Origin of the sequence: Streptomyces sp. HP-A2021, assembly GCF_022807935.1 — a bacterium.
Taxonomy (GTDB): domain Bacteria; phylum Actinomycetota; class Actinomycetes; order Streptomycetales; family Streptomycetaceae; genus Streptomyces; species Streptomyces afghaniensis.
On record NZ_CP094344.1, the window covers coordinates 3,813,261 to 3,840,227 of the forward strand.

The 26,967-nt window shown below is 72.8% G+C and carries 22 protein-coding genes; 10 read left to right on the plus strand and 12 right to left on the minus strand.

Annotated features, from left to right (window positions below; translation table 11 throughout):
• The first annotated feature begins 6 nt into the window (after positions 1 to 6).
• The 5 genes from pabB to MQE23_RS17210 all read left to right on the plus strand — a co-directional run bounded on the left by pabB (position 7) and on the right by MQE23_RS17210 (position 7,541).
• A complete protein-coding gene (gene pabB / locus MQE23_RS17190; RefSeq protein ID WP_243379530.1) occupies positions 7 to 2,403 on the plus strand; it encodes an aminodeoxychorismate synthase component I in 2,397 nt (798 codons plus the stop codon).
• Positions 2,400 to 3,923 carry an AMP-binding protein gene (locus MQE23_RS17195; protein ID WP_243379531.1) on the plus strand — a complete coding sequence of 508 codons (1,524 nt, stop codon included), beginning with the start codon at positions 2,400 to 2,402 and terminating at the stop codon, positions 3,921 to 3,923. The genes pabB and MQE23_RS17195 overlap by 4 nt, the downstream gene beginning before the upstream one ends.
• Before the next feature lie 71 nt (positions 3,924 to 3,994).
• Complete coding sequence (locus tag MQE23_RS17200; RefSeq protein WP_243379532.1) at positions 3,995 to 5,554, plus strand: AMP-binding protein; 1,560 nt, start codon at positions 3,995 to 3,997, stop codon at positions 5,552 to 5,554.
• The gene (locus MQE23_RS17205; RefSeq protein ID WP_243379533.1) at positions 5,551 to 6,729 is read left to right on the plus strand and encodes an FAD-dependent monooxygenase; all 1,179 of its coding nucleotides are present in this window, start codon (positions 5,551 to 5,553) and stop codon (positions 6,727 to 6,729) included. Before MQE23_RS17200 ends, MQE23_RS17205 begins: the two co-directional genes overlap by 4 nt.
• 11 nt (positions 6,730 to 6,740) lie before the next feature.
• The gene (locus tag MQE23_RS17210) at positions 6,741 to 7,541 is read left to right on the plus strand and encodes an aminotransferase class IV (protein WP_037670277.1); all 801 of its coding nucleotides are present in this window, start codon (positions 6,741 to 6,743) and stop codon (positions 7,539 to 7,541) included.
• Between the two features lie 69 nt (positions 7,542 to 7,610).
• Here MQE23_RS17210 and MQE23_RS17215 read toward each other — a convergent pair whose 3' ends face one another.
• Positions 7,611 to 8,078 (minus strand): carboxymuconolactone decarboxylase family protein, encoded by a 468-nt coding sequence (locus tag MQE23_RS17215; RefSeq protein WP_243379534.1) that lies wholly within the window; start codon positions 8,076 to 8,078, stop codon positions 7,611 to 7,613.
• 48 nt (positions 8,079 to 8,126) lie between these two features.
• On the minus strand, positions 8,127 to 9,515 hold the full coding sequence (locus MQE23_RS17220) for a PLP-dependent aminotransferase family protein (protein WP_243379535.1): 1,389 nt from the start codon (positions 9,513 to 9,515) through the stop codon (positions 8,127 to 8,129).
• Positions 9,516 to 9,562: 47 nt separating this feature from the next.
• Between MQE23_RS17220 and MQE23_RS17225 the strand changes: the two genes are divergently transcribed.
• The 3 genes from MQE23_RS17225 to MQE23_RS17235 are packed head-to-tail and all read left to right on the plus strand — an operon-like array spanning position 9,563 to position 11,240.
• On the plus strand, positions 9,563 to 10,081 hold the full coding sequence (locus MQE23_RS17225) for a carboxymuconolactone decarboxylase family protein (protein WP_243379536.1): 519 nt from the start codon (positions 9,563 to 9,565) through the stop codon (positions 10,079 to 10,081).
• Positions 10,078 to 10,524 carry a carboxymuconolactone decarboxylase family protein gene (locus MQE23_RS17230; RefSeq protein WP_020273335.1) on the plus strand — a complete coding sequence of 149 codons (447 nt, stop codon included), beginning with the start codon at positions 10,078 to 10,080 and terminating at the stop codon, positions 10,522 to 10,524. Before MQE23_RS17225 ends, MQE23_RS17230 begins: the two co-directional genes overlap by 4 nt.
• Positions 10,521 to 11,240: an isocitrate lyase/phosphoenolpyruvate mutase family protein gene (locus tag MQE23_RS17235; RefSeq protein ID WP_243379537.1), complete on the plus strand. Its 720-nt coding sequence runs from the start codon at positions 10,521 to 10,523 to the stop codon at positions 11,238 to 11,240. Before MQE23_RS17230 ends, MQE23_RS17235 begins: the two co-directional genes overlap by 4 nt.
• A 6-nt stretch (positions 11,241 to 11,246) precedes the next feature.
• Here the strand turns inward: MQE23_RS17235 and MQE23_RS17240 are convergent, their stop codons facing one another.
• The 6 genes from MQE23_RS17240 to MQE23_RS17265 all read right to left on the minus strand — a co-directional run bounded on the left by MQE23_RS17240 (position 11,247) and on the right by MQE23_RS17265 (position 19,495).
• A complete protein-coding gene (locus tag MQE23_RS17240; protein WP_020273337.1) occupies positions 11,247 to 12,203 on the minus strand; it encodes an ABC transporter substrate-binding protein in 957 nt (318 codons plus the stop codon).
• A 1-nt stretch (position 12,204) separates the two neighbouring features.
• Complete coding sequence (locus MQE23_RS17245; RefSeq protein ID WP_037669908.1) at positions 12,205 to 14,154, minus strand: ABC transporter permease subunit; 1,950 nt, start codon at positions 14,152 to 14,154, stop codon at positions 12,205 to 12,207.
• The gene (locus MQE23_RS17250) at positions 14,154 to 15,224 is read right to left on the minus strand and encodes a glycine betaine/L-proline ABC transporter ATP-binding protein (RefSeq protein ID WP_051185602.1); all 1,071 of its coding nucleotides are present in this window, start codon (positions 15,222 to 15,224) and stop codon (positions 14,154 to 14,156) included. Before MQE23_RS17250 ends, MQE23_RS17245 begins: the two co-directional genes overlap by 1 nt.
• A gap of 32 nt (positions 15,225 to 15,256) precedes the next feature.
• Positions 15,257 to 16,786 (minus strand): GMC oxidoreductase, encoded by a 1,530-nt coding sequence (locus tag MQE23_RS17255; RefSeq protein WP_243379538.1) that lies wholly within the window; start codon positions 16,784 to 16,786, stop codon positions 15,257 to 15,259.
• 85 nt (positions 16,787 to 16,871) lie between these two features.
• On the minus strand, positions 16,872 to 18,392 hold the full coding sequence (locus MQE23_RS17260) for an aldehyde dehydrogenase family protein (RefSeq protein ID WP_020273341.1): 1,521 nt from the start codon (positions 18,390 to 18,392) through the stop codon (positions 16,872 to 16,874).
• Positions 18,393 to 18,574: 182 nt separating this feature from the next.
• On the minus strand, positions 18,575 to 19,495 hold the full coding sequence (locus tag MQE23_RS17265; RefSeq protein WP_243379539.1) for a LysR family transcriptional regulator: 921 nt from the start codon (positions 19,493 to 19,495) through the stop codon (positions 18,575 to 18,577).
• 94 nt (positions 19,496 to 19,589) lie between these two features.
• Here MQE23_RS17265 and MQE23_RS17270 point away from each other — a divergent pair, with 94 nt between their 5' ends.
• Positions 19,590 to 21,020 carry an MFS transporter gene (locus MQE23_RS17270; RefSeq protein WP_243379540.1) on the plus strand — a complete coding sequence of 477 codons (1,431 nt, stop codon included), beginning with the start codon at positions 19,590 to 19,592 and terminating at the stop codon, positions 21,018 to 21,020.
• Here MQE23_RS17270 and MQE23_RS17275 read toward each other — a convergent pair.
• The 4 genes from MQE23_RS17275 to MQE23_RS17290 form a co-directional block, all read right to left on the minus strand.
• Positions 21,013 to 22,002, minus strand: coding sequence for a malate dehydrogenase (locus MQE23_RS17275; RefSeq protein ID WP_020273344.1), 990 nt, complete (start codon positions 22,000 to 22,002; stop codon positions 21,013 to 21,015). The genes MQE23_RS17270 and MQE23_RS17275 overlap by 8 nt on opposite strands.
• Positions 22,003 to 23,036: 1,034 nt before the next feature.
• Positions 23,037 to 24,287, minus strand: coding sequence for an XRE family transcriptional regulator (locus tag MQE23_RS17280; RefSeq protein WP_243379541.1), 1,251 nt, complete (start codon positions 24,285 to 24,287; stop codon positions 23,037 to 23,039).
• A 368-nt stretch (positions 24,288 to 24,655) separates the two neighbouring features.
• Entirely contained in the window at positions 24,656 to 25,123 is a 468-nt protein-coding gene (locus MQE23_RS17285; protein ID WP_167338020.1) for a DUF3017 domain-containing protein, read from the minus strand.
• A gap of 121 nt (positions 25,124 to 25,244) precedes the next feature.
• A complete protein-coding gene (locus MQE23_RS17290; protein ID WP_086602564.1) occupies positions 25,245 to 26,099 on the minus strand; it encodes a bifunctional methylenetetrahydrofolate dehydrogenase/methenyltetrahydrofolate cyclohydrolase in 855 nt (284 codons plus the stop codon).
• Between the two features lie 274 nt (positions 26,100 to 26,373).
• Between MQE23_RS17290 and MQE23_RS17295 the strand changes: the two genes are divergently transcribed.
• Positions 26,374 to 26,958 carry a hypothetical protein gene (locus MQE23_RS17295; RefSeq protein ID WP_020273348.1) on the plus strand — a complete coding sequence of 195 codons (585 nt, stop codon included), beginning with the start codon at positions 26,374 to 26,376 and terminating at the stop codon, positions 26,956 to 26,958.
• Positions 26,959 to 26,967 lie beyond the last annotated feature (9 nt).

Consider the following 26,967-nt stretch of genomic DNA (forward strand, 5'->3'; position numbering starts at 1 on the left):
GGGCGGGTGAAGACCCTGCTCATCGACAATTACGACTCGTACACGTACAACCTGTTCCAGCTGATCGCCGAGGTCAACGGCGAGGAGCCGGTGGTCGTCCGCAACGACGCCGCCGTCGACGGGATCCCTGATCTCCGGGATTTCGACAACCTGGTGGTGTCCCCGGGCCCCGGGCACCCGGCGGACGCGCGTGACTTCGGCATCGCGGCGAGGCTGGTGGCGACCTCCCCGGTTCCGGTGCTCGGCGTGTGTCTCGGCCATCAGGGGATCGCGCTCGGGGAGCGGGCGGTGGTGGGGCCCGCTCCGGAGCCGCGGCACGGGCATCTCTCCACGATCCGGCACGACGAACGCGACCTCTTCCAGGGCCTGCCGCAGAACTTCACCGCCGTCCGCTACCACTCGCTGTCCGTGCGCGAACCGCTGCCGGAGATGCTGGAGGCCACGGCCTGGGCGGAGGACGGCGTCCTGATGGGACTGCGGCACCGCACCCGGCCGCTGTGGGGCGTGCAGTTCCACCCGGAGTCCGTCCTCACGGAGTTCGGCCATCGCATGCTCGTGAACTTCCGCAACCTGACCGCGGAGCGGGCCGGCAAGCTGCGGACGAAGAACACGGCGGTGCCGTCACCGGAGGCGGCCCGACGCCGCGTGGTGGTACCGGAGTGCGAGGTCGGGATCGCCCGGCCATCGGCCTCGGGCCATCGGCCTGCGGCCGCGCTTCAGGCGGCGGTGATCCCGGTGACCGGGGCAGCTGCAGCGGCCGCCGGGGGCGGGTGGCGGGGCGAGGTGGACCGCGAGGGTGAGGCGGGCGCAGGGCGTGGCGAGGGCGGGGCGGCCAGGGACTCCGGCCCCTCCGACGCCGTCGCCCCTCCCACCGCCACCATCCCCCGCCCCCGTCGCCCCCACCGCGTCGGGTACCGGCTGCACAGTCGGCGGATCGTCGGGGCCGTGGATGTCGAGGCGGCCTTCGGGCGGATGTACGCGGGGGCCCCGCGGGCGTTCTGGCTGGACAGTTCACTCGTGGAGCCGGGGCGGTCGCGGTTCTCGTTCTTCGGGGACGGCAGCGGGCCGCTCGCCGAGTTCGTGCGCTACGACGTCGAAACCGGGCGCTGTGAGATCGAGCGGGCGGGGCGGCCGGTGAGGAAGGTCGCGGCCAGTGTCTTCGACTACCTCAAGCGGCAGTTGGGCAACCGCCGTGTGGACGCGACCGGGCTGCCGTTCGACTTCACCGGAGGGTACGTCGGCTACTTCGGCTACGAGGTGAAGGCGGACTGCGGTTCGCCCAACCGGCACCGCTCCCCAGTCCCGGACGCCGCCTGGCTGTTCGCCGACCGGGTGATCGCGGTGGACCACCAGGAGGGCTTCACGTACGCCGTCTGCCTCGCGGAGGACACCCCGCAGGCCGCGCGGGAGGCCGCCGACTGGCTGGAGAGCACCCTGGCCGACCTCACCTGCGTGGCGACGCAGCGCCCGCTCCTGCCCGTGGCGCCCGCCCCGGCGGACCCCGGCGCCGCCGAGCCGTGGCTGGTGCGCGACCGGGCGACGTACCTCGCGGACATCGAGGCGTGCAAGCGGGAGTTGCGCGCGGGCACCAGTTACGAGGTCTGCCTGACCAACGCCGCCCGGCTGCCGGCTCCGCCCGACGCGCTGGAGTTCTACCGGACGCTGCGCCGCGACAACCCGGCCCCGTACGCGGCGTTCCTGAGGTTCGGGGAGCTGGAGGTGGCCGGGTCCTCGCCCGAGCGGTTCCTGCGGATCGGGCGGGACGGCACCGCCGAGGCCAAGCCGATCAAGGGGACCGCACCGAGGGGCGAGGGGCCGGAGGAAGACGCCCGGCTGCGGGACGCGCTGGCGTCGGACGCCAAGACCAGGGCCGAGAACCTGATGATCGTCGATCTGCTCCGCAACGACCTGGGCCGGGTCTGCCGGACGGGGTCGGTGCGGGTCTCCAAGCTCATGGCCACGGAGACGTACGCCACCGTGCACCAGCTCGTCTCGACCGTGCAGGGCAGACTGCGGGCGGACACGGACGCGGTGGACTGTGTCCGGGCCTGTTTCCCCGGCGGCTCGATGACCGGCGCGCCGAAGCTGCGCACCCTGGAGATCATCGACTCGCTGGAGTCCGAGGCCCGGGGGGTGTACTCGGGCGCCCTCGGTTACTTCGGGTGCGGCGGCGGAGCGGATCTCAGCATCGTCATCCGTACCGCCGTGTTCGCCGACGGCCAGATGCACCTGGGCGCGGGCGGGGCGATCGTCCTCGGCTCGGATCCGGACGCGGAGTACGCGGAGATGCTGCTGAAGACCGCGGCCCCGATGCGGGCCCTGCACCAGCACACGGCCGAGCGGATCCGGCGGCAGGCCCCGCCGGGTGACCGGGCCGGGGCCACCGAGGAGGCGCGGCGATGACCAGTCCGCAGGCGGTGCTGCACCCCGCTGCGGCCGAGGCGCCCGGGAACCTCGCGGCCCAGCTCGAAGAGCTCGCCGAGCGGCGCGGATGGAGCGGACGGACCGCCTTCCACCAGGGGCACCGGGCGTGGACCCACGGCGAGGTGCACGACCTCGCGGCCCGGGCCGCCACCGTGCTCGCCGGCCACGGGGTGCGCCCCGGGGACCGCGTACTGCTGGCGCTGCCCGACTCCCTCGCCTGGGTGACGGCCTTCCTCGCCACCGCCCGCCTCGGCGCCGTCGCGGTCCTGGTCAACCCCGAACTCACCGCGGCCGACCACGCGTTCATGGCCGACGACACCGAGGCCGTGCTCTGTGTGACGGGCCCGGGCCTGGAGGAGCGGTTCGCCGGACGGGCCCGCCTGGGCGCCGACCAGCTCATGGCGCTCGCCCCCGCCGCCGAGCCCGCGCCCGCCCACCAGGTCCACGCGCACACCCCGCTCTACGTCCAGTACACCTCCGGCACCACGGGCCGCCCCAAGGGCGTCGTGCACACGCACGGCGATCCACGGACGTACCACGACCTCGTCGGCCGGCGGGTGCTGCGGATCACCGCGGAGGACGTCACCCTGTCGGTGTCGAAGCTGTTCTTCGCCTACGGCTTCGGCAACGCCTTCGTCTTCCCGCTGTTCTCCGGCTCGTCCGCGGTGCTGGTGGACCGGCGCCCCACCCCGGCGACCATCGACGAACTCGTCGCCCGGCACCGGGTGACGCTGCTGTACTCGGTGCCGTCCGCGTACGCCGCGCTGGTGGCCGAGCGGGGCCACGGGCACGAGGGCTGCTTCGCCTCGGTACGGGCCGCGGTGTCGGCCGGCGAGGGGCTGCCCGAGGGGCTCGCCCGGCAGGTGACCGCGCTGCTCGGCGCGCCCGTGCTGGAGCAGATCGGCTCCACGGAGGCCGGTCACGCGTTCTGCGCCAACGGTTTCACCCACAACCACCCGGGCACCGTCGGCCGTCCCGTGCCCGGCTTCGAGGTGGAGCTGCGGGACCGGGACGGCCGCCCGGTGCCGGACGGCGAGGAGGGCGAGATGTGGGTGCGCGGGCCGACGGTGACGCCCGGCTATCTGAACCGGCCCGAGGAGACCGCCCGGACCCTGGTGGGCGGCTGGCTGGCCACCCGCGACCGGGCGTGCCGCGAACCGGACGGCTCCTACCGGCATCTGGGCCGCGCCGACGACATGGAGATGGTCGGCGGCATCACCGTCTCCCCGCTGGAGGTGGAGGCCGTGCTGCGCGGCCATCCGGTGGTGCGGGAGGTGGCGGTCGCGGCCGTGCCCGACGGGCGGGGCGCGAGCCGGCTGCGGGCCTTCGTGGTCCCCGCGTCGCCGGTGCGGGACGGCCTGGCGGACGAGCTCGTCGGCCTGGCGCGGGAGAGCCTCGCCGCGTTCAAGGTCCCCCGCAGCGTCAGCTTCGTCCCGTCGCTGCCGCGCACCCCGACCGGGAAGCTGCGCCGCCATCTGGTGCGACGGGGCGCCTGGTGAACCCCGTAGAGAGGCACCTGATGAGCCCCGTGGAGATGCGCCCGGTGAGCCCCGCAGAGAGGAACGACCGCATGCGAGCACCCCTGTTCACCGACCGCGGCTTCTATCTCGGACCGGTCTTCCGGCGTGCGGCCGACCGGCACGGAGCCGTCTTCGTCACCCTGGACCGGCCGCTGGACGTCGCCCCCTCCCTCGGGGTCGACCTGAGCTACACCGTGCTGGCCGACCTGGTCGAGGACCTGTCCGGGCGGCTGTGGGAGGCCGGGGTGCGGCCCTCGGAGCAGGTCGTCGTGCACAAGGCGGACAACGTCGACATCATGCTGCTGACCTGTGCCGTCTCCCGTATCGGCGCCGTGCCGGTGCTGTTGTCGCCCGCGCTGGCCCCCGCCGTGGCAGCGCAGCTGCTCGAACGGCTGCGCAGGCCCTGGCTGATCACCGACAGGCCCACCCTGGACGGCCTGCGGGAGCTCGCCCTGTCCGGGCTGGTGCGGCGGACGCTCTGCGTGGACGACGCGGCCGGGGCCGAGCCCCTGGCGAAGTTCGCCGGCGCCGAGCCGCCCCCGCCGGTCCGGCTGCACCCCCGCGAACCCGCCCTGATCACCCACAGTTCGGGCACCACCGGCGTCCCCAAACTGGCCGTGCACTGCGCGCACACCATGTGGAACAGGCTCGTGCCGCAGCAGGCGATGGGCTGGCCCACTCGGGGCGAGCCTGCGGCGCTGCACATGTCGTTCGTGCACTCGCGCTTCTACCACCTGCTCGGCGTCCTGCTGCACTTCGGCAGCCCGCTGGTGCTGATCACCGACCCGGATCCGGCCGCGGTGGGCCCGCTGCTGGTCCGGCACCGGCCCGGCATCGTGGAGACGCACCCCAACACGTTCGTGCTGTGGGAGGAGCTGGCCGACGCGCCCGGCGCCCCGCTGTCCCGGGTGCGGGCGTACGGCTCCACGTTCGACGCGATCCATCCGCGCACCGTCCGGCGGCTGCTGGGCGCCTCGCGGCGCCGTACGCCCTGGCTGGTCCAGCTGTACGGGCAGAGCGAGACGGGCCCGGTGGCGTTCCAGGTGGTGACCCGGCGCAGCGCGGCCCGCGCGGATGGCCGCCGGGTCGGGTTCGGGATACCGGGCTTCACCCGGGTCCGGGTCACCGGCGCCGGGGGCGGGCGGGTCCCGCCCGGCACCCCGGGCCGGATCGAGGCCCGCACCCGGGGCCGGATCCTCACCTACCTCGGCATGCCGGAGCGTTACGACCGTCAGCTCACCGACGGCTGGTGGGAGATGGGCGACATGGGCTACCGGAGCCGTCTGGGCGCGCTGTACCTGATCGACCGGGAGGTGGACCAGATCGACGCCGTGCACAGCAATCTGGAGGTCGAGGACACGCTGATGTCCCGGCTGGAGGAGCTGCGCGAGGTCGTCATCGTGCCGGGCGCGGACCGGGAGCCGGTGCCGGTGGTGTGCGTGCGCGGCGAACGGCCCCTGGACCCGGAGCGCTGGCGCCGGGCGACGGCAGGGCTGCCGGCGATGGCCGAGCCACGGCAGTGGCGGTTCGAGGACCTGCCGATGACCGCGACCTGGAAGGTGAAGCGGGTGGAGATCGCCCGGATGCTCACCGAAGGCGTCCGGGCATGACCCCGGTCCTGGTCGTGGGCGCCGGACCCGTGGGCCTGTCGGCGGCTCTGGCGCTGCGGGCGCACGGGCTGCCGGCCGTCCTGCTGGAGGCGGAGCCGGAGGACCGTGAACGGCCCGGCAGCCGGGCCCTGTTCGTGCACCGGGAGACCCTCGGCCTGCTGGACGCGATGCGGCCCGGCCTCGCCGCCGAGATCACCTCCTACGGGCGGACCTGGCACACCAGGCGCACCCTCTACCGGGGACGTGAGGTGTACTCCCGCACCTTCCCGCCCCCGTCCGGCCCGCCGCCCTTCACCAGCCTGCGCCAGACGGACACCGAGCGGTTCCTGCGCGCGGCCTGCGCGGAGGCCGGGGTGGAGTTCGTGTGGGGCGCGCGCGTGACGGGCGTGAGCGCCGGCGAGACGGAGGTCCGGCTGACGGGTGAGGACGGGCGGGTGTGGTCCGGCGCGTTCGCGATCGCCGCCGACGGGGCCCGCTCCACGGTCCGGCGCGAGCTGGGCATCGCCCTGGAGGGCACGCACGGCGAGGGCTTCCACGTCGTCGTGGACGTCGCCGACGTGCCGGGCGCGGAGCTGCCGCTGGAGCGGGTCTTCCACTACGAGCATCCCGGGGTGGGCGGACGCAGTGTGATGCGGGTGCCGTTCACCGGGGGCTTCCAGGTCGACCTCCAGTGCCGGGACGACGACCGGCCGGAGGAGTTCGGCACCGAGGAGGCCGTACGGCGCTGGCTGCCCTCGGTCGTCGGGGACGGCTACGGTGAGCGGATCCTGTGGGTGTCGACGTACCGCTTCCTGCGCAAGGTGGCGGCGTCGTTCACCGATCCGCACCGGCGGGTGCTGCTGGCCGGCGAGGCGGCGCATCTCTTTCCGCCGTTCGGGGCACGCGGCATGAACAGCGGGATCGCGGACGCGGCGGCCGCCGCCGAGGCGACCGCCGCGGGGACCGGCGAGGCGGTCGCCGGGTTCGCGGAGGTGCGGCGGGCGGCCGGCCTGTTCAACAGTGCCGCCGCCGGTGCCGCCCTGGACCATCTGCGGCCGCGCCGCCGGATCGTCCGGGTCAGGCAGCGGACGGCGGCGGCCCTGGCGCCGGTGCTGCCGTGGTGCGGGTCATGGCTGGAGCACGCGCCGTACGGGCCCCGGCACGGGGCGCCGGCCGTGGCGGGACGCAAGTACTGAGGAGGGTGTGGGTGACGACACCGGCGGTGGCGGAAGGCCTGTGGGCGTGGACGCCCGGCCGTGGCCTGGCCCCGGCCGCGGACCAGGCGGCCGGGGGGCGGCTGCTCGTCGCGGACTCGTGGCTGGTGCGCGAGGGCCGGGTGCGGGCCTATGACCGGCACCGGGAGCGGTTCGCGCGGGCCTGCGCCGACTGCGGCGGGCCACAGCCGCGCCGGCTTGTCGCGTTCTGGCAGGACGTGACGGCCGTACTGCCACGCACGGGTGCGTGGTTCCCGCGGGTGGAACTCGCGGCGGGCTCCCTGGAGCTGCGGCTGCTGCTGCGGCCCGCACCGCCGCTCGGCACGGGGGTGCGGTTGTGGGCGGCGGGCCAGTCCGATCCGCGGACCGTGCCCCGCCGTAAGGGCCCGGACCTGGACACCCTGGCGCGGGTGCGTCGCCGGGCCTGCGGCGAGGGCGCGGAGGAGGCGGTGCTGATCGCGCCCTCGGGAACCGTGCTGGAGTCGGCCACGGCCAGTGTCCTGTGGTGGGAGGACGACACCCTGTGCCTGCCCCCGCCCCGGCTGCCCGTCCTGCCGAGCGTGACGTCCGGGCTGGTCCAGGAGCGGGCACTGCGCTCCGGGATCCGGATCGCGCACCGGGAGCGGACCGTGGCCGAACTGGACGGCCGGGAGGTGTGGCTGGTGAACGCGCTGCACGGGATCCGGCCCGTGACGGGCTGGGTCGGGCGGCCGATGGGAGTGCCTCCGGCTCAGCGCGCCGGGGAATGGCGGAACTGGCTGGACGGCCTCATGGAGCCGCTGCCGGCCGACTGAGTCGAGGAAATGGCGACGCCGGGTCGAATTCGACCCGGCGCGTTTTTCGCTGACTGCTTCGATTATTTTTCAGTTCTTCGGAACCATGCGCGTCGCTATCGCGATCCGGTTGTACGCGTTGATGACCGTGGCCGACCAGATGAGCGCCGCGATCTGGTTCTCCTCGAACACCCCGGCCGCCTCGGCGTACACCGCGTCCGGGACGTGGCCGTCGTGGACGAGCGTCACGGCCTCGGTCAACGCCAGTGCCGCACGCTCGCGTTCGGTGAAGAACGGCGTCTCCCGCCAGGCGTTCAGGGCGTAGATGCGCTGCTCGGTCTCGCCCTGGCCGCGGGCGTCCCTGGTGTGCATGTCGATGCAGAACGCGCAGCCGTTGATCTGCGAGGCGCGGATCCTGACCAGTTCCAGCAGTTCCGGTTCGAGTTTGGCGTCCTGCGCCGCGGAAACGGCGGCGGCGTGCAGGGAGCCCATTGCGGCGGAGACGTCGGGAGTTATTTTCTTCAGGGCCACGCGGGGCAGGGAAGTGCTTTCGCTCATGGGGTGACCATATCCGTTGAGCGGCATTCCGGAGGGGAATTCGCGCGATTATCCGGCCAGTACCGCGCACAGCGCGTCCAGCGCCCCCGACCACGCGTGGTCCGGCGGTGTCCCGTAGCCGACGACGAGGGCGTCGGCCGGCTCGGCGACCGCGGCGGCGTGCCGGTAGCGGGTGAGTCCGTGGACCGCCAGGCCCTGCCAGTGGGCCGCCTGGACCACCGACTGCTCGGTGCCGGGCGGCAGTCGCAGCAGGACGTGCAGCCCGGCCGCGATGCCGGTGACCCGGGCCTGGGGCGCCCGGGCCGCGACGGCGGCGACCAGGGCGTCGCGGCGGCGGCGGTAGCGCAGGCGGGTCGCGCGGACATGGCGGTCGTAGGCCCCGGCGTCGAGGAACTCGGCCAGGGTCAGCTGGTCCAGCGCCCCGCAGGTGTCGATCCCGCCCTTGGCCGCGGCGGTCTCCTGCGCGAGGCCCGGCGGCAGCACCATCCAGGCCAGCCGCAGCCCGGGTGCCAGGGCCTTGCTCGCGGTGCCGAGGTAGACCACCCGGTCGGGGTCCAGCCCCTGGAGCGCGCCCACGGGCTGACGGTCGTAGCGGAACTCGCCGTCGTAGTCGTCCTCCAGCACCAGCCCGCCGGTGCGGCGCGCCCAGTCCACGACGGCCGCGCGGCGGTCGCGGTGCAGGGGGACGCCCATGGGGAACTGGTGGGCGGGAGTGAGGAGGACCGCGTCGGCGGCGGACAATGCGCCGGGGTCGGTGCCCAGCCGGTCGAAGGGCAGGGGGACCGTGCGCAGACCGGACGCGGCCAGGAGTCTCCAGTGCACATCGAGCCCGTACGACTCGACGGCGACCGTCCGTGCCCCGCGCGCCCTCAGGGCCGTGCCGAGCAGCTTCAGGCCGTGCGCGAACCCGGAGCACACCACGATCCGTTCGGGGTCGACGCGTACGCCCCGGGCCCGGGAGAGGTAGCCGGCGAGCGCGGCGCGCAGCTCGGGGCGGCCCCGGGGGTCGCCGTAGTCGAGGGCGTGGTGGGGGGCGGCGGTCAGGGCGCGGCGGGCGGCCTTGAGCCACTCCGCGCGCGGGAAGGAGGCGAGGTCGGGGCTGCCGGGGCGCAGGTCGTAGGCGGGGCGGCCGCGTTCACGGGGATGGGGCGCCGTGCCGGCCGGCGGTACCACCGTCCGGGCGGCGACCCGGGTCCCCGAGCCCTGCCGGGCGGTGAGCCAGCCCTCGGCGACCAGGTCGGCGTAGGCGTCGGCGACCGTGTTGCGGGCGATGCCCAGGTCGGCGGCGAGCGCGCGGGAGGAGGGCAGCCGGGTGCCGGGGGCCAGCCGGCCGGAGCGCACCGCCTCGCGCAGGGCGTCGGTCAGCCCCCGGCGCAGGCCCGGGCCGGTCGGCTCCAGGTGCAGGTCGATGCCCAAAGTGGCCCAATGTTCCGCCATGGAAATGGACCATACCCCTGGGCTGCTTTCTTCCTAGGGTCGAGGACATGACGACGCACAGCGATGAAACGACCGACACGACGACCGTGGAGTACGCCCCCGAGGAGCCCGCCCGCCTGGACTGGGCCAAGCACGCGCCCGAGGTCTACAAGGCGATGGTCCGGCTGGAGATCGCCGCCCGGCAGGGCCTCGACCACAAGCTGTACGAGCTGGTGAAGATCCGCGCCTCCCAGATCAACCACTGCGCCTTCTGCATCGACATGCACACCAAGGACACCCTCGCGGCGGGCGAGAGCGTCGAACGGATCCTCCAGCTCAGCGCCTGGGACGAGTCGCGGCACTTCTACACCGCGAAGGAGCTCGCGGCCCTGGAGCTGACGGAGGCCGTGACGGTCCTGACGGACGGTTTCGTGCCGGACGAGGTGTACGAGAACGCCGCGAAGCACTTCGAGGAGGCCGAGCTGGCGCAGCTCATCGCCGCGATCACGACGATCAACGCCTGGAACCGGTTCGGGGTGACCTGCCGGATGACGCCGGGCCACTACCAGCCGGGCCAGTACAAGTGACGGCTCGGACGCGGGCGCTCGACCCGGCGGTCGGCCGCGCCCTGTCAGCGCTGAGCGCCACAGCGAAGAAGGGCCTCGGCGACCCGGCCCTGGCCGAACTCGTGGTGATCCGCGCCTCGCAGCTCAACCACTGCGCGTTCTGCCTCGACATGCACCTCGCGATCGCCCGCGAGCACGGCGTGAGCGAGAAGCAGCTCGATCTGCTGGCGGCCTGGGAGGAGGCGGGGGACGTCTTCGACGAGCGGGAGCGGGCCGCACTCGCGCTGACGGAGGCGGTGACGGTCCTGACGGACGGTTTTGTGCCGGACGAGGTGTTCGAGCAGGCCGCGAAGCACTTCGACGAGGCCCGGCTCGCCCATCTGATCGGTCTGGCCGTCGCCATCAACAACTGGAACCGGGTGATGGTCAGCCGCCGGATTCCGCCGGGAGGTCACACGCCATGAGCAAGGCCGAGAAGTTCCGCGCCCTGCACCACCACCGGGCGCCCGGCGATCCCCTGGTGCTGCCCGGACCCTGGGACGCGGCCAGCGCCCGGGTGTTCGCCGAGGCCGGGTTCCCGGCGCTCGCCACGCCCAGTGCCGGGGTCGCCGCCTCCCTCGGGTACGAGGACGGGCAGGTCCCGGCCGACGAGATGTTCGCGGCGGTCGCCCGGATCGTCCGGGCCGTCGACGTGCCGGTCTCGGCGGACGTGGAGGGCGGGTACGGGCTCGCGCCGAAGGAGCTCGTGGAGCGGCTGCTGGAGGCCGGGGCGGTGGGCTGCAACCTGGAGGACTCCGAGGGCGGGGTGCTCAAGGACCCGCACGCGCACGCCGACTGGCTGGCCGAGGTGCGGGAGGCGGCCGGCGACCGGGTCTTCGTCAACGCGCGCGTGGACACCTTCGCCTGCGGGGTCGCCGATCCCCAACGGGCCGTCGAGCGGGCCGCGTTGTACGTCGCCGCGGGCGCCGACTGCGTCTATCCGATCGGGGCCCCGCCTGAGGTGCTGCCGCTGCTGCGGGCCGGAATCCAGGGGCCGATCAACGTGGGTGCCCCGACCGAGGGTGGCCCCACACCCGCCGAACTCGGCGCGCGAGGGGCCACCCGGATCACCTTCGGGCCGGGGCTCCAGCGGCGGGCCGCCCGCGCGCTGCGGGAGATCGCCGCCGGCCTGCGACCGTAGGGACGCTCAGGACAGCCACTTCTTCCACGTGGAGCGGTGGCTGTCCACCCACTTCTTCGCCGCGTCCTCCGGCGTCATCTTCTTGTCGGCGATCATCAGGGAGACCTCGTTCTGGTCCTCGGTCGTCCACTTGAACTTCTTCAGGAAGGCCGCCGCCTTGCCGCCGTTCTTCGCGAAGCCCGAGTTCAGGTACTTCTGCAGCGGCGTGTGCGGATAGGCGCAGGCGACCTTCTCCGGGTCGGCGTCGCAGCCCTCCTTGTACGGCGGCAGCTTCACCTCGGTCATCGGGACCTTCTTGAAGAGCCACTGCGGCGAGTACCAGTAGGTGAGGAAGGGCTTCTTCTCCTTGGCGAACTGCCGCATCTGCGTGATCTGCGCGGCCTCGGACCCGGCGAACACCACCTGGTAGTCCAGCTTCAGGTTCTTCACCAGCGCCTTGTCGTTGGTGACGTAGGACGGCGAACCGTCCATCAGCTGGCCCTTGTCGCCGCTCTCCGGGGTGCGGAACAGGTGGGAGTACTTGTTGAGGTTCTTCCAGTTCGTGATGTCCGGGTGCTGCTTGGCGAGGTACGTCGGGACGAACCAGCCGATGTGTCCGGTGACGCCGAGTTCGCCGCCGGCGGTGATCGTCTTCTTGTCCTTGACGTACCGCTGCTCCTGCTCGGGGTGGCCCCAGTCCTCCAGGAGCGCGTCGACGCGGCCCTGGCTGAGGGCGTCCCAGGCGGGCACCTCGTCGACCTGGACGGTGTCGACACGGTAGCCCAGCTCGTGCTCCAGGATGTACTGGGCGACGGCCACGTTGGCCTGGGCGCCCACCCAGGACTGCACGGACAGGGTCACGGTCTTGGCGCCCTGCGCGTTGGCGAAGGGCGAGGCCTGCTTGGTCATGTCGGCGGCACCGCAGCCGGTGAGCAGCGCCAGGGAGCTCACCGCGGCGACCGCGGCTGTCGTACGGACTCGCATGTCACGCTCCCTTCTTCGCGCGGCGTTCGGTGGGCTGGGTCACCCGGTCGAGCATCAGTCCGAGGCAGACGATCGCCGCGCCGGCCACCAGACCGGTCGCCAGGTCGCCCTGGGCGAGGCCGAAGACGACGTCGTAGCCGAGCGCGCCTCCGCCGACCAGGCCGCCGATGACGACGACGGCGAGGACCAGGACCAGGCCCTGGTTGACGGCGAGCAGCAGGGCCGGGCGGGCCAGCGGGAGCTGGACCTGACGCAGTTGCTGCCAGCTGGTCGCGCCGAGCGAACCGGAGGCCTCCAGCGCGGCCGGGTCGACCTGGCGCAGGCCCTGGGTGGTGATGCGGACGACGGCCGGGAGGGCGTAGACGATCGCGGCCGCGACGGCCGGGGCGCGGCCGACGCCGAACAGGGCGACGACCGGGATCAGGTACACGAACTGCGGCATCGTCTGGAAGACGTCCAGGACCGGCCGCAGCAGCCGTTCCAGGCGGTCGCTGCGGGCCGCCGCGATGCCGGTGGCGAAGCCGACGACGAGGGTGACGGCGACGGCCGCGAGGACCTGCGACAGGGTGTCGAGGGACGGCTTCCAGACGCCGAGCGCGCCGATCGCGGCCATGGCGAGGACGGCGGTCAGCGCGGTGCGCCAGGTGCCGATCACCCAGGCCAGCGCGGCGACGATCAGCAGGACCGACCACCAGGGCAGCCCCTGCAGGCCGTCACGCATCGGGTCGAGGACCCAGGTGGTGAAGTGGCCGGCCCAGTCGGCGGTGCCGCCGATCACGGGGACACCCGAGTACAGGTGCGCGGTCATCCAGTCGACCACGCGGTTGACCGGCTCGGCGATGCCGACGACCCAGGAGTCGGGCCAGTCGAGCCGGCCCGCGAGACGCCCGGCGACCGCCACGGCGACGACACCGAGCAGGGCGTACAGCCAGCCGAGCCCGCGCCGGGGCTCCGGGTCGGCGCCGAGCCGCTCCCCCGCCGCGCCCGTGACGCGGTCCAGGACGACGGCCAGCAGCACGATCGGGATACCGGCGGCGAGCGCGGCGCCCACGTCGACCGAGGCCAGCGCCTGGTAGACGCGGTCACCGAGACCGCCCGCGCCGATGACGGCCGCGATGACGGCCATGGACAGCGCCATCATGATCGTCTGGTTGACGCCGAGGAGGAGTTCCTTGCGGGCCAGCGGGAGACGGGCGGTCAGCAGCCGCTGCCGTGCGGTGGAGCCGAGCGACGCGACGGCCTCCAGCACCTCCTTGTCGGCGCCGCGCAGCCCGAGCGAGGTGAGTCGCGCCATGGGCGGGGCGGCGTAGATGACGGTGGCCAGGACGGCCGCCGGGACGCCGATACCGAAGATCAGCACGACCGGCAGCAGGTAGGCGAAGGCCGGGAGTACCTGCATGGTGTCCAGGACAGGGCGCAGGACGCGGTCCATCCGGTCGGACAGCCCGGCGGCCAGCCCGAGCAGCAGGCCCACCACGACCGACGCGACGACCGCGACGACCATCAGGGCGAGCGTCTGCATGGTCGGCACCCACATGCCGAGCAGGCCGCAGGCCAGGAACGCGGTGCCCGTGCCGAGGGCGAGCCGGATGCCCGCGACGCGCCAGGCGACCAGCGCGCCCAGGGCCGTGACGCCCGCCCAGCCCACGGCCAGGAGGGTGAGGTAGACGGCCCGTACGGCGATGACGACGACGTTGCTGACGTGGCCGAGGAAGTACAGGAACAGCGGGTGGCTGTCGCGGTTGTCGATGATCCAGTCGCTGGCCTTGGCGAGCGGCTCGGAGAAGTCGACGGTCAGGGCGCTCGGCCAGGTGCCGCTCGCCCAGCGGGCGTTCGCCAGCGGGACGAGGATCGCTGCCGCGAGGGCCAGGAAGAGAAGCTTGCGGACAGCCGGGTGCTTGAGGAGGCCGGGCAGGCCGATACGCGGCGGGGAGGCGGTGATGGTCGCCATCACACCGCCTCCTTGGGCTGCTCGGTCCCCGGCGGGGCGGGCTGCTCCGTGCCGGCGACGACGCCGAGCAGCGTGTCGGAGTCGACCACGCCCACGCAGCGGCCCTTGTCCATGACACGGGCCGGTGCGCCGGCGCGGGCGACCGCCTCGATCGCCTCGGAGACCGTCGCCTCGGGCCGGACCGCCGGCCCGCTGCCGTCCTGGTCCGCCGCGGGGCGGCGCATGGCCGTACGGACGGTCATGACCTGCTCGCGCGGGACGTCCCGGACGAACTCGCGGACGTAGTCGTCGGCGGGCGAGCCGACGATCTCCTCGGGCGTGCCGAGCTGCACGACCTGCCCGTCGCGCATCAGGGCGATGCGGTCGCCCAGCTTGAGGGCCTCCTGGAGGTCGTGGGTGATGAAGACCATGGTGCGGCCCTCCTCGTGGTGCAGCCGGACCACCTCTTCCTGCATCTCCCGCCGGATGAGGGGGTCGAGCGCGCTGAACGGCTCGTCGAACAGCAGGACTTCGGGGTCGACGGCGAGCGCGCGGGCGAGGCCCACGCGCTGCCGCTGGCCGCCGGAGAGCTGGCCGGGGCGGCGGTGCTCCATGCCTTCCAGGCCGACCTTGGCGACGACCTCGGCGGCCCGCTCACGCCGCTCGGCCTTGCCCATGCCCTGGATCTCCAGGCCGTAGGCGACGTTGTCGAGGACCGTGCGGTGTGGCAGCAGGCCGAAGTGCTGGAAGACCATGGCGGCGCGGTGGCGGCGCAGTTCGCGCAGCCGGGAGCGGTCCATGGCGCGGACGTCCTCGCCGTCGATGGCGATGGTGCCGGCCGTCGGCTCGATCAGCCGGGTCAGACAGCGCACCAGCGTGGACTTGCCGGAGCCGGACAGGCCCATGACGACGAAGACCTCGCCCTTGCGCACGTCGAAGCTGACGTCCCGGACGGCGGCCGTGCAGCCGGTGCGGGCGCGCAGTTCGGCGGGGTCGAGGGCGGTGAGCTCGGGGTCGCCGGGAACGCGGTCGGCCTTGGGGCCGAACACCTTCCACAGGCCCTCCACCGAGAAGACGGGGGTCGTGTCCATGGTCTGCTCCGTGGGGGGTTCGAGGGTCGCGGTCACTTGGCACCACCACCGATCAGCTCGGCGGCACGCTCCCCGACCATGAGCACGCCGATCATCGGGTTCACGGTGGTCATCGTGGGGAACACGGAGGCATCGGCGACGCGGATGCCCTCCAGGCCGCGGATGCGCAGCTCGGGGTCGACGACGGCGAGCCGGTCGTCGGCGCCGCCCATCTTGCAGGTGCCGGCCGGGTGGTAGACGGTGTGGGCTACCTTGCGGGCGTACTCGCCGAGCTCCTCGTCACCGGTGACGTCCGGGCCGGGGGCCACCTCGCGCTTGAGCCAGCCGGCCAGCGGTTCGGTCTTGGCGATCTCGCGGGCGATCTTGATGCCGTCGACGAGGGTGCGGCCGTCGTAGTCGTCCTCGTCGGTGAAGTAGCGGAAGTCCAGGGCGGGCTTGACCTCGGGGTCGGCGCTGGTCAGGTACAGCCGGCCGCGGCTCTTCGGCTTGGGGATGTTCGGGGTCATCGAGACGCCGAACTCCGGCCGCTGATAGCCCAGTCGCTCCGGGTTGTCCGTGAACGGGATCTGGTAGAAGTGGAACATCAGGTCCGGGTGCGGCAGTTCGGGGTCGCGGCGCACGAACAGGCCCGCGTCCGAGTCCATCGCCGAGTTCTCCGGGATGGGGCCGTTGGTCTCCCAGACGATGACCGACTCGGGGTGGTCGAGCAGGTTCTCGCCGACGCCCGGCAGGTCGTGCGTGACGGGGATGCCGAGCTTCTCCAGGTCCGTCTTCGGGCCGATGCCGGAGTGCATCAGCAGCCGGGGCGAGTCGACGGCGCCGGCGCACAGCAGGACCTCGTTACGGGCCTTGACGAGGATCTCCTCGCCGTCCTTGGTGCGCACGTGCACGCCCTCGGCGCGGTTGCCGTCCAGCTCCAGCTTGTACGCCCAGGTCTCCAGCAGGATCGTGAGGTTGGGGCGCTCGTCCATCACCGGGTGCAGATACGCCACCGACGCCGAGGACCGCTTGTTGTTCTCGGGGTGGTAGGCGAGGTCGAAGAAGCCGACGCCCTCGGTGAACGGCTTCTGGTTGAAGCCCTCCACGCGCGGCACGTCCAGCGCCGCCTGGGCCGCGTCGACGAAGTCGCGGGCGATGGCGTTCCGGTCCTGCTCGTCTACGGGGACGATGTTGTTGAGCAGGCGTGCGAAGTACGCCTCCATCTGCACCGCGCCCCAGCCCTTGGCGCCGGCGGCCTCCCACTCGTCCCAGTCGGCGGGCAGCGGCTTGAAGGCGATCAGGGTGTTGTGCGAGGAACAGCCGCCCAGCACACGTGCCCGGCTGTGCCGGATATGCGAGTTTCCGCGTGGCTGCTCGGTGGTGGGGTAGTCGTAGTCGAGCTCGCCGCCCAGCAGGCCCATCCAGCGGCGCAGGGTCAGCACGTCGTCGCGGCCGACGTCGCTGGGGCCGCCCTCGATGACGGCGACGGAGACGTCGGGGTTCTCGGTCAGGCGGGAGGCGATGACGGAACCGGCTGTTCCGCCGCCTATCACGACATAGTCGTACTCATGGTTGTGGGACATGGCGTGCTTGCTCCAGAGGGGATGAACCAGAGGGGACGAAGGGATCGGGCTCGGAGGGTGGCGGGGTCGGCCCTGGGGAGGGAGGTCAGCCCGCGAACCAGCGCACCGGCTTCGGCGCGAGGTTCTGGTAGACGTGCTTGGTCTCGCGGTACTCGGCGAGGCCGGCCGGGCCGAGTTCGCGGCCCACACCGCTCTTGCCGAAACCGCCCCATTCAGCCTGCGGCAGGTAGGGGTGGAAGTCGTTGATCCAGATCGTGCCGTGCCGCAGCCGGCCGGCCACGCGCCGGGCGCGGCCCGCGTCGGTGGTCCAGACGCCGCCCGCGAGGCCGTACTCGGTGTCGTTGGCGAGCGCGACGGCCTCGTCCTCGGTGCGGAAGGTTTCGACGGTGACGACCGGCCCGAAGACCTCCTCCCGTACGACGCGCATCTCGCGGTGGCAGTGGTCGAGGACGGTCGGCTCGTAGAAGTAGCCGTTCTCCGGGCGCTCGGGGGACGGCTCGGGGCGCTTCCCGCCGGAGCGCAGCACCGCGCCCTCCTTGAGGGCGGACTCGACGTACGTCTCGACCTTGGCGCGCTGCTGCTCGGAGACCAGCGGGCCGCACTCGACGCCGTCTTCGGTGCCGCGGCCGAGGCGGATCTTCTCGGCGCGCCGGGCGAGTTCGGCGACGAAACGGTCCCGCACGGACTCCTCGATGATGAGGCGGGCGCCGGCCGAGCAGACCTGGCCGCTGTGGATGAAGGCGGCGTTGAGGGCCTGGTCGACGGCGGTGTCGAAGTCCTCGTCGGTGGCGCAGGCGTCGGCGAAGACCACGTTGGGGTTCTTGCCGCCGAGTTCGAGGGCGACCTTCTTCACGGTCGGCGCGGCGGCCTGGGCCACCTTGGTGCCGCTGATCAGGCCGCCGGTGAAGGAGACCAGGTCGACGTCGGGGTGTTCGGAGAGCCGGGCGCCGACCGAGTGGCCCGGCCCGGTGACGATGTTGGCGACCCCGGCGGGCAGTCCGGCCTCGACGAGCAGCTCGATCAGCGCGATGGTCGTCATCGGGGTGATCTCGCTCGGCTTGACGACGAAGGTGTTGCCGGCGGCCAGGGCCGGGGCGATCTTCCAACTGGCCTGGAGCAGCGGGTAGTTCCAGGGCGTGATCATCGAGCAGACGCCGATGGGCTCGTGCACGACGACGCTGTGGATGTCGGGCGAGCCGGCGTCCACGACCCGGCCCGGGCTCTCGGCCGCGACCAGGTCGGCGAAGTACCGGAAGGCGTCGGCGACGCAGTCGATGTCGACGCGCCCTTCCTCGACGGTCTTGCCGGCGTCACGGCTCTCCAGCAGCCCGAGCTGCTCGCGGTCGCGCACGAGCAGGTCGGCGACGCGGCGCAGCAGCGCGGCCCGCTCGGCGGCGGGCGTGCGCGGCCACTCCCCCTCGTCGAAGGCGCGCCGGGCGGCGGCGATCGCCAGATCGGTGTCCTTCTCGTCACCTTCCGCGACCACGGCGAACGGCAGGGCGTCCGCGGGGTCGAGGATCTCGCGCGTGGCGCCGGAGACGGCCGCACGCCATTCCCCTCCCGCGTGGATGGTGCTGCGCGCCTGCAGTTCGTTGCTTTCCGCCATGATCGCTTTCGCCTTCCGTTCCTGATCAGCGCCCCTGTGTCACACATGTGTCACTAAGAGACCGAGTGCGCCTGCCCCCCTCCCCCGGATGCATGCGCGATCCGTGGCCGAAAGTGCGCTGTGTCACTGGAGATGCGGGCAATCATGGGCAAAGCGGGCGCAGAGCGGGGTGGATGATGCGGCTAGAGGGCGTCCGACCACTCGGCGAGAATTTCCCGCACCGCCCCCCGGAGCCAGCCGTGAGCGGGGTCGGCGTCGTGGCGCGGGTGCCACGCCAGTCCGACGTGGACCGGTGGGAGCCGCAGGGGGACGTCGAAGGTGGTCAGACCCAGGGCCCGCGCCAGCGGCACGCTCCAGGAGTTGATCAGACCCGCCAGGTCGGTGGCCCGCAGGACGAAGAGGGAGGCGGGAAAGGTACCCACCGACCCCACCACCCGCCGGGCCAGGCGGAGTCCGGCGAGCGCCTCGTCCACCGGCCCGTGCAGCTTCCCCCGCCGGGAGACGGTCAGGTGATCGGCCTCCAGGGCGAACCGCTCGGGCGTCAACTCGCCCTCCAGCAGCGGATGCCCGGCCCGGACGACCCCCACCATCCGGTCCTCGTACAGCGACTCCACCCGCACCTCCGGCGCCACCGTGTCGATCACGCCGACCTCCAGATCGGCGGTGCCCTCGCGCAGGAAGGGCCCGTCCACATGGCTCTCGGTGAGGAAGCGGAGGCGGATCCCGGGGGCGTCGCGGGCCGCCCGGGTGAAGAGGTCCGGGCCGCAGGCGGCGGCGACGGCGTCGTGGCAGAGGACGGTGAACGTACGGGTCACCGTCCTCAGGTCGGTGTCGGCGGGCGCGAACAGCGCCCGGGCCCGTTCCACCACCGCGCTCACCTCGGCCCGGACGGCCAGCGCACGCGGCGTCGGCACCATCCGCCGCCCGGCCCGCACCAGCACCGGGTCACCGAGCGCCTTGCGGATCCGCCCCAGGGTGCGGCTCATCGCGGGTTCGGACAGATGCAGCCGCCGTGCCGCACCGCCGACGCTCTGCTCCTCCAGCAGCACGTCCAGGGCGACCAGCAGATTCAGGTCCAGGCCACTTGATTGCGTCACACGCATCGATCCCTTGCAAAGGTTGCACTGGAGTACGGGTACGGCCCGAGCCTACGGTGACGAGGCGATCCCCCCATCCACCGAGCTCCCGGGAGGAGCCTTGCCCCCGCACGCCCTGAAACGGCGGACCCTGCTCGCCCTGTGCGCCTGCGTCCTGGTCGCCCAGAGCATGGTCGCCGCCATCAACCTGCTGATCCCGCAGCTGAGTTCGTCGTCCCTGCACCCCTCGTCCAGCGAGATCCTGTGGACGGTCGACGCGTACGTCATCGTCTTCGCCGGGCTCCTCGTCCCGGCCGGCGCCCTCGGCGACCGGTACGGCCGCAAGGGCGCCCTGCTCACCGGACTCGCCCTGTTCGCGGCGGGCGCCGGCCTCAGCGCCCTCGCCCGGGACCCGGCGCTGCTCATCGCCGGGCGCGGTGTCTCTGGAGCCGGGGCCGCGCTGATCACACCGGCGACGATGTCGATCCTGCTGCACCTCGCCGGACCGCACGGGCGCGCCCGGGCCATGGCCTCCTGGACACTGGCGATCGGACTCGGCGGGCTGGCCGGCAATCTCGGCGGCGGACTGGCCGGCCAGTTCCTGTCCTGGCGCGCCCTGTTCGCCGTCATGGTGCCGCTGGCCGCGCTGCTCGCCCTCGCGGTGGCCGTCACCACCCCGCGCACCGACCGCTCACCGCACAGCCACCTCGCCCCTGGCGGCACGCTGCTCCTCACCGCCGGGCTGGTCGCCGTGCTCTTCGGCATCATCGAGGGCCCGGAGTACGGCTGGAGCGCACCGCGGATCCTGCTCGCGTTCGCGGCGGGCGCCCTGCTGATCGCCCTGTTCACGGTCCAGTCCCTGCGCTCGCGCACCCCGCTGTTCGACCCGCGTGTCTTCCGGGCGCCCCGGCTGCGCGCGGCCACCCTCGGGATGGCGACCGGCTTCTTCGGCCTGTTCGCCCTCTTCTACCTCAACTCGCAGTACCTCCAGGGCGTCAAGGGCTACGGCCCCGCCCGCACCGGCGTCGCCATCGTCCCGCTCATCGTCGGCATGGCGCTCGTGCCGAGGCTGGCGGCACGCTGGGCCGCCCACCCCCGGCCGGTCATCGGCGGCGGCCTGGCCCTCATCGGCCTCGGTCTGCTCGGCGTGTCGACGGCCGGCGCGGGCACGCCCTACGCGGTGTACGCCTGCTGGCTGCTGGTCATCTCGGCGGGCACCGGGCTGTGCATGCCGACGCTGACCCTGGGCGTCGTCACGTCCCTGCCGCCCCACCAGGCGGGTCTCGGGTCCGGCCTCGGCACCGCCGCCCGGGAGATCGGCGCGGCGCTCGGCGTCGCGGTCACCGGGACGGTCCTGGCCTCCCGCGGCGACCTCCACGAGGGCATGGCCCCGGCCCTGCGCACGGTCGCGCTGCTGGTCCTGGTGGCCACGGCGGCGGTGGTCGCCGGGTACGGGGGCTCGCGGAAGGGCGCCGGAAAGCCCGCAGGCCCCGCACCGGACGGAACCGGTACGGGGCCTGCGCGCGAACGCGGAGAGGCTCCGGTCAGATGAGGCCGAGGCCGCGGACCGCCTCGCGCTCCTCCTCGAGCTCCTTGACGGAGGCGTCGATCCGGGCGCGGGAGAACTCGTTGATCTCCAGGCCCTGGACGATCTCGTACTTGCCGTCCTTGCAGGTGACCGGGAAGGAGGAGATCAGGCCCTCCGGGACGCCGTAGGAGCCGTCCGACGGGATGCCCATCGAGACCCAGTCGCCGTCGGCGGTGCCGTTGACCCAGGAGTAGACGTGGTCGATCGCGGCGTTGGCGGCGGACGCGGCCGACGAGGCGCCGCGGGCCTCGATGATGGCGGCGCCGCGCTTGGCGACGGTCGGGATGAAGTCCTCGGCCAGCCACTTCTCGTCGTTCACGACCTCGGCGGCGTTCTTGCCGGCGACCGTGGCGTGGAAGATGTCCGGGTACTGAGTGGCGGAGTGGTTGCCCCAGATGGTGAGCCGCTTGATGTCGGCGACCGTGGAGCCGGTCTTCTTCGCGAGCTGGGTCAGGGCGCGGTTGTGGTCCAGACGGGTCATGGCCGTGAACCGCTCGGCGGGTACGTCCGGCGCGGCGGCCTGCGCGATGAGCGCGTTGGTGTTGGCCGGGTTGCCGACGACGAGGACCTTGACGTCGTCCGCGGCGTGGTCGTTGATGGCCTTGCCCTGCGGCTTGAAGATGCCGCCGTTGGCCTCCAGCAGGTCGCCGCGCTCCATGCCCTTGGTGCGGGGGCGGGCGCCGACGAGCAGGCCCACGTTCGTGCCGTCGAAGGCGACGTTCGGGTCGTCCGTGATGTCGATGCCCTGCAGGAGCGGGAACGCGCAGTCGTCCAGCTCCATGGCCGTGCCCTCGGCCGCCTTCAGGGCGGGCGTGATCTCCAGCAGGCGCAGCTTCACCGGCACGTCCGCGCCGAGCAGCTGACCGGAGGCGATGCGGAAGAGCAGGGCGTAACCGATCTGGCCGGCCGCGCCGGTGACGGTGACGTTCACGGGAGTGCGGGTCATGGCGTTCTCCGTATGACAGCTGGCGGTGGGGCGTCCCTGCCCCGGACGTTTGATCGATCTCTTGGCGTCAAGAGATCCATCCAGCGGTCAGGCTATCGCGCATCCGGGATCCCGGACGGCCGGGTCGGTGTGGCCCACCCCACAACCGACCGACACCCGTACAAAAAGGCGGCCGCCCGTCCGGGAGAGGAGGACGAAGGCGGCCGCCGGGGGAACCGACCAAGCCGGACTCCCGTGGGGGTACGGTTCGCGTGCCCCCGATTCCCCCGGCCATGCCACCCTCCCCGAAATTCATCCCCGCCCGGCCCTGCCACCGACGCCTCCGGCCGCTGGCGGGACGCTGCGACCAGGCGCGATGAACCCCACCCGGTGCGAAACGCCCCGCGTTTCACCGGGCACCGACGGACCCTCGGACCTCCGGCCGGAGATCAGGCGCCCCACCGGACACAGACGGCCCCAACCGGCGCACAACGCCCCCGTTTACCGCGCATCCACGGCCCGCCGGACGTCCGGCGGAAGGCCAGGCAACCCACCGGGCCCAGGCGCCGGCTCCGGGCGCCAGGCGCTACCCGGTCCCACCCGCCCCACTCCCGGCCGGAAGCCACGCCCTCAGAGGCAAGGCGGCCCACCGCGTGCAGAGCACCCCGGATCCCAGCCCGCGGCCGGAAGCTCGACGCGCCGCGCCCGTCGAGACAGCCTTGGTCGGGCGCTGGGGCCAAGTGCTGGGTTCCCCCGGCGCGAGGCACCCGCCGGGTGACGGGCACTCGCGGGGTGACGGGCACTCGCCGGCCCTGAGGTTTCGGCCTGCAAGTCAGGCGCCCGCCGAGCACAGGGCAGCCCACGGCGCGCAGAGCACCACCGAGTCCCGACACCAGCCAGCAGCCACACGCCCCGCCAGGGCAAGGCAGCCCGCCCTGTGCCAAGCGCCCGCCGGACCCCCAGCCCCGGCCGGATCACCCCGCCGGATCGCCCCGGCCGGAAGCCACGGGCGCCCCCGCAGCCACTCGTCCCGCCAGGGGCAGCCGGTCGTCCCCCTACTCCGTGCAGCCCTGGTCGCCGGAGGCCAGGATTGCGCAGGCCTTGGCGTCGGCGGCGTTCTTGACGGCGACCATCGGCGTGTACGCGATGGTGTCGCCCGTGGCGGTGATGCTCCCGGACTGCTTCGCCTTGCCCGCGCTGACCTGGACCTCGTCGCCCTGGGCCGCCTGGGTGATACGGCCCCAGGCCGCCTTGCAGGTCTCGCTGTAGCGGACCTCGACGACGGTCGTGCCGACGGTCGCGGTCTCGGCCGTGGTCACCAGGTCACCACTGCACCCCATGTTCTCCGCGTCCTTGCCCGTGCAGCTGTCGCCGCTGCACTTCACGCCGGGCGGCAGCTCCTGGTTCGTGCCGGCGGTCGGCGTCGGCGACTTGGTGCCGCCCCTGGCCTCGTCGTCGCCACCGCCACCGGTGAGGTAGAACGCGCCGGCGATCACCACGAGCACACCCACGACACCCGCGAGGAACGTCGCGGTCCGCCGCTTGCCGCCGGAGCCACCGGAGCCGGCAGAACCGCCGGTGCCGCCGGCACCACCCGCGCCCGCCGGGACGGCGTCCCGCGGCGGTGTGCCCTGCGAGCCCGCCCCGACGCCCGGCATCCGGGCGGTGCCTGGACCCGAACCGGGCGTGCCGGTCCCCGTTCCGGCGGGACGCCCGAGGCCCTGGGACGGGCCCTGGTACCCGGCCACTCCCCACGAGTTGACCCCGGTCCCACCGCTGCCGGTGGAGTCCTGCACCTCGGGGGCCGTCGGCTGCGCCGGCACGGTCGGGGCGACGCCCGCCGGCCCCGCGATCCCCGGCGTCACCGTGGCGCTGCCGCTTCTGCGGGCCGTCCCGCCACCGCCCGCGGAGGACGTCTTGCCGTCACCCTTGGAACCGGCCGGGGGACTCCCGAAGTCCTGCCCGCCGAACTCACCGAGCGCGGCACGCGCCTGGGAGATCCGGATGGCCTCCATCGTCATGTCGTGCCGCATCTCCGAGCGGCTCCAGGCGCGCTCGGCGAGCTCCCACATGGTGGTGAGGTGCACCGGATTGGTCCCGGTGACCTCGGCCAGCGCCACGATCGCGCCCTTGGGCGCGAGCAGCCGGCCGTTCAGATAACGCTCCCACGACGTCTTGCTGTAGCCCGTGCGGTCCGCCACCGACGCGATGCTCAGACCGCTGCGGTCCACGAGTCTGCGCAGTTGGCTGGTGAACTCCCTGATCTGTGGATCGAGCTCCTCCGGCAAGGCCCTCCAACGAGGCATTGCTTCCCCCCTCTTCCCCCCGGTACGTGCTGTTCTGTCCCGCGCTGTTCGCCCCGCGCGTTGGCGGCCTTGGCCGAGTCCCCGTTCTGGCTACCCACAGGGATGCGCCCACCCAGGATCTCAGTTCCCTGACCGGGGGCGCACAGGAGCACAGCACCGGCGCGCGAAACACCCTGGACCGTCCCGATTGTCCACGCCAACCCCGTGGATGCACCACTTCATGCCGAATCTCCCGACGGACGTACCGGAACTGTCACTTCCGTGCCACAGCGCACTGACAGCCGTTGAACAGGCCGTTCGCCGTGCAGGAGGGTTGGCCGTGACGGCGGCCCGTCCTTCCTCGGGGGAGAGGACGGACCGCCGTCCGGTCACTCGCTGGTGACCGTGAAGTGCAGTGTGTCCTTCAGGAACGGGATCTGGAGCCAGGGATTCGGCTGCGCCATCATCGCCAGCAGAACGATCGCCAGGCCCATGATCCCGTACGTGACGATGTCCGTGAACCGGGAGCGGACGGCGAGCATACCGACGTCCGGCAGCAGCCAGCGCATCGCGCCACCGCCCAGCAGGGCGGTGCCGATCAGCAGCGTCCCGAGCCGGAACTGCCCGAACGCGGTCACGAGCAGCCCGAGTCCGACCAGTCCCAGCACGGCGAGGACGGGCCACTGCCGCGCCGGCGCGAACGCGTCCCCGGGCGCGGCCCGGCCACCGCCCTCGGGCCGCGCGGTGTCCTTGGTGAACAACGGAAACCGCCGGGTGACCCGCCGCGGCCGCCCCTCGGCATCGGGGGCGCTGACGGGATCCCGCACGGTGAGATCGCCGTCCTCGTCCCGCACCACCGCATCGGCGTCACCGTCGACCACACCAGGCGCATCCTGCTCGCCCTGCACGGCCTGCGCACTCGTGACGGCCGGGGCGCCCTCCGTGTCCCCGGCCTGCGAGGCGCTGCCCGCGCTCCGCTCAGCCGACACTGCGCTCCGCCGCCTCGACCACGTTGACGAGCAGCTGGGCGCGGGTCATCGGGCCGACTCCGCCGGGGTTCGGGGAGATCCAGCCGGCGACCTCGGCCACGTCGGGGTGGACGTCGCCCACGATCTTGCCCTCGGCGCTGCGGGAGACGCCGACGTCGAGGACGGCCGCGCCCGGCTTGACGTCCTCGGCGCGGATCAGATGGGCGGAACCGGCCGCGGCGACGATGATGTCCGCGCGCTTGAGGTGCGCCGACAGGTCACGCGTGCCGGTGTGGCACTGGGTCACGGTCGCGTTCTCGCTGCGCCGGGTCAGCAGCAGCGGCATCGGTCGGCCGATGGTCACACCCCGGCCGACCACCACGACCTCCGCACCCTTGATCTCCACGCCGTACCGGCGGAGCAGGGTGAGGACGCCGTTGGGGGTGCAGGGCAGCGGGGCCGGCTCGTTCAGGACCAGGCGGCCGAGGTTCATCGGGTGCAGGCCGTCCGCGTCCTTGTCCGGGTCCATCAGTTCCAGGATGCGGTTCTCGTCGATGCCCTTGGGCAGCGGCAGTTGCACGATGTAACCCGTGCAGGCCGGGTCCTCGTTCAGCTCGCGGACGGCCGCCTCGATCTCCTCCTGCGTCGCCGTGGCCGGCAGCTCGCGCTGGATGGAGGCGATGCCGACCTGCGCACAGTCACGGTGCTTGCCGGCGACGTACTTCTGGCTGCCGGGGTCGTCCCCGACCAGGATCGTGCCGAGGCCGGGCGTGACGCCCTTCTCCTTCAGCGCCGCCACGCGGGCGGTCAGATCGGACTTGATCGCGGCTGCGGTGGCCTTGCCATCGAGAATCTGGGCGGTCATGCCCCCATCCTCGCGGATGACCCGCCCACGGTTCCAATCCGGCCGCAATACGGGCACCGCGGTGCCCCTCCTCCCGTATCCGCCCATGATCAGTGATGTTGCACTTGCACAACACATCGGGAATGCGGCTGGACAAGCCCGTCTGTGGTGAAGAACGATGACCTGACAAGTGCCGCGGGCAGCTCAACGGGGGGACGGTCGCTGTCTGAAGAACTCTCCTCCGTGCGGATGCCACGCGCGTCCCCGCACTCGGAACAACGGAGGAAAGTCCCCCATGAGCTACGGCGATCCGAACAACCCCTACGGTGCTCCCCAGGGGCAGCCGCAGCAGCAGCCCCAGCAGGGCTACGGCTACCCGCAGCAGCAGGGGCAGGCGCCCGGTTACGGCTACCCGCAGGCCCCTCCGGTGTCCCAGTACGGCGGTCCCGCCGCGCCGACGACGATGCCCGGCTCGGTGGGCGCGGCCCGCGTGATGATGTGGGTCATCGTCGGCCTCCAGGTCATAGGCGTGGCGTTCTTCGCCTTCGCCGCCGCGGCCCTCAACGCCGCGAAGGACGACGAGTCCCTCAAGGACAACACCGCTTTCCAGGACCTGGTCGGCCAGTCGACCGGCGTGATCTGGGGTTACGTGGTGTTCGGCCTGGCCTGGCTGGTGTTCGCGGCCGTCCTGGCGACCAAGTTCAAGAACGGCGGCAACGGCGCTCGCGTCACCATCCTGGTCTTCGCCATCATCACCGCCGTCCTCGGCATCTACCCGTTCATCCTCGTGGGCCTGGTGCACACCGTCCTGGCCATCCTGGTCGCCGTGTTCGTCGGCAACGCCAATGGCAAGGCCTGGTTCAACCGTCCCCGTTACTGAACGGACCCC

What these genes read in the sequence shown, in the direction of transcription:
- MQE23_RS17205 (WP_243379533.1), top strand. Translation starts at nt 5,551, where the DNA reads ATGACCCCGGTCCTGGTCGTGGGCGCCGGACCCGTGGGCCTGTCGGCG.
- MQE23_RS17195 (WP_243379531.1), top strand. Translation starts at nt 2,400, where the DNA reads ATGACCAGTCCGCAGGCGGTGCTGCACCCCGCTGCGGCCGAGGCGCCC.
- MQE23_RS17220 (WP_243379535.1), bottom strand. Translation starts at nt 9,515, where the DNA reads ATGGCGGAACATTGGGCCACTTTGGGCATCGACCTGCACCTGGAGCCG.
- MQE23_RS17235 (WP_243379537.1), top strand. Translation starts at nt 10,521, where the DNA reads ATGAGCAAGGCCGAGAAGTTCCGCGCCCTGCACCACCACCGGGCGCCC.
- MQE23_RS17240 (WP_020273337.1), bottom strand. Translation starts at nt 12,203, where the DNA reads ATGCGAGTCCGTACGACAGCCGCGGTCGCCGCGGTGAGCTCCCTGGCG.
- MQE23_RS17280 (WP_243379541.1), bottom strand. Translation starts at nt 24,287, where the DNA reads ATGCCTCGTTGGAGGGCCTTGCCGGAGGAGCTCGATCCACAGATCAGG.
- MQE23_RS17265 (WP_243379539.1), bottom strand. Translation starts at nt 19,495, where the DNA reads ATGCGTGTGACGCAATCAAGTGGCCTGGACCTGAATCTGCTGGTCGCC.
- MQE23_RS17215 (WP_243379534.1), bottom strand. Translation starts at nt 8,078, where the DNA reads ATGAGCGAAAGCACTTCCCTGCCCCGCGTGGCCCTGAAGAAAATAACT.
- MQE23_RS17260 (WP_020273341.1), bottom strand. Translation starts at nt 18,392, where the DNA reads ATGGCGGAAAGCAACGAACTGCAGGCGCGCAGCACCATCCACGCGGGA.
- MQE23_RS17250 (WP_051185602.1), bottom strand. Translation starts at nt 15,224, where the DNA reads ATGGACACGACCCCCGTCTTCTCGGTGGAGGGCCTGTGGAAGGTGTTC.
- MQE23_RS17275 (WP_020273344.1), bottom strand. Translation starts at nt 22,002, where the DNA reads ATGACCCGCACTCCCGTGAACGTCACCGTCACCGGCGCGGCCGGCCAG.
- MQE23_RS17200 (WP_243379532.1), top strand. Translation starts at nt 3,995, where the DNA reads ATGCGAGCACCCCTGTTCACCGACCGCGGCTTCTATCTCGGACCGGTC.
- MQE23_RS17290 (WP_086602564.1), bottom strand. Translation starts at nt 26,099, where the DNA reads ATGACCGCCCAGATTCTCGATGGCAAGGCCACCGCAGCCGCGATCAAG.
- MQE23_RS17295 (WP_020273348.1), top strand. Translation starts at nt 26,374, where the DNA reads ATGAGCTACGGCGATCCGAACAACCCCTACGGTGCTCCCCAGGGGCAG.
- MQE23_RS17255 (WP_243379538.1), bottom strand. Translation starts at nt 16,786, where the DNA reads ATGTCCCACAACCATGAGTACGACTATGTCGTGATAGGCGGCGGAACA.
- MQE23_RS17225 (WP_243379536.1), top strand. Translation starts at nt 9,563, where the DNA reads ATGACGACGCACAGCGATGAAACGACCGACACGACGACCGTGGAGTAC.
- MQE23_RS17245 (WP_037669908.1), bottom strand. Translation starts at nt 14,154, where the DNA reads ATGGCGACCATCACCGCCTCCCCGCCGCGTATCGGCCTGCCCGGCCTC.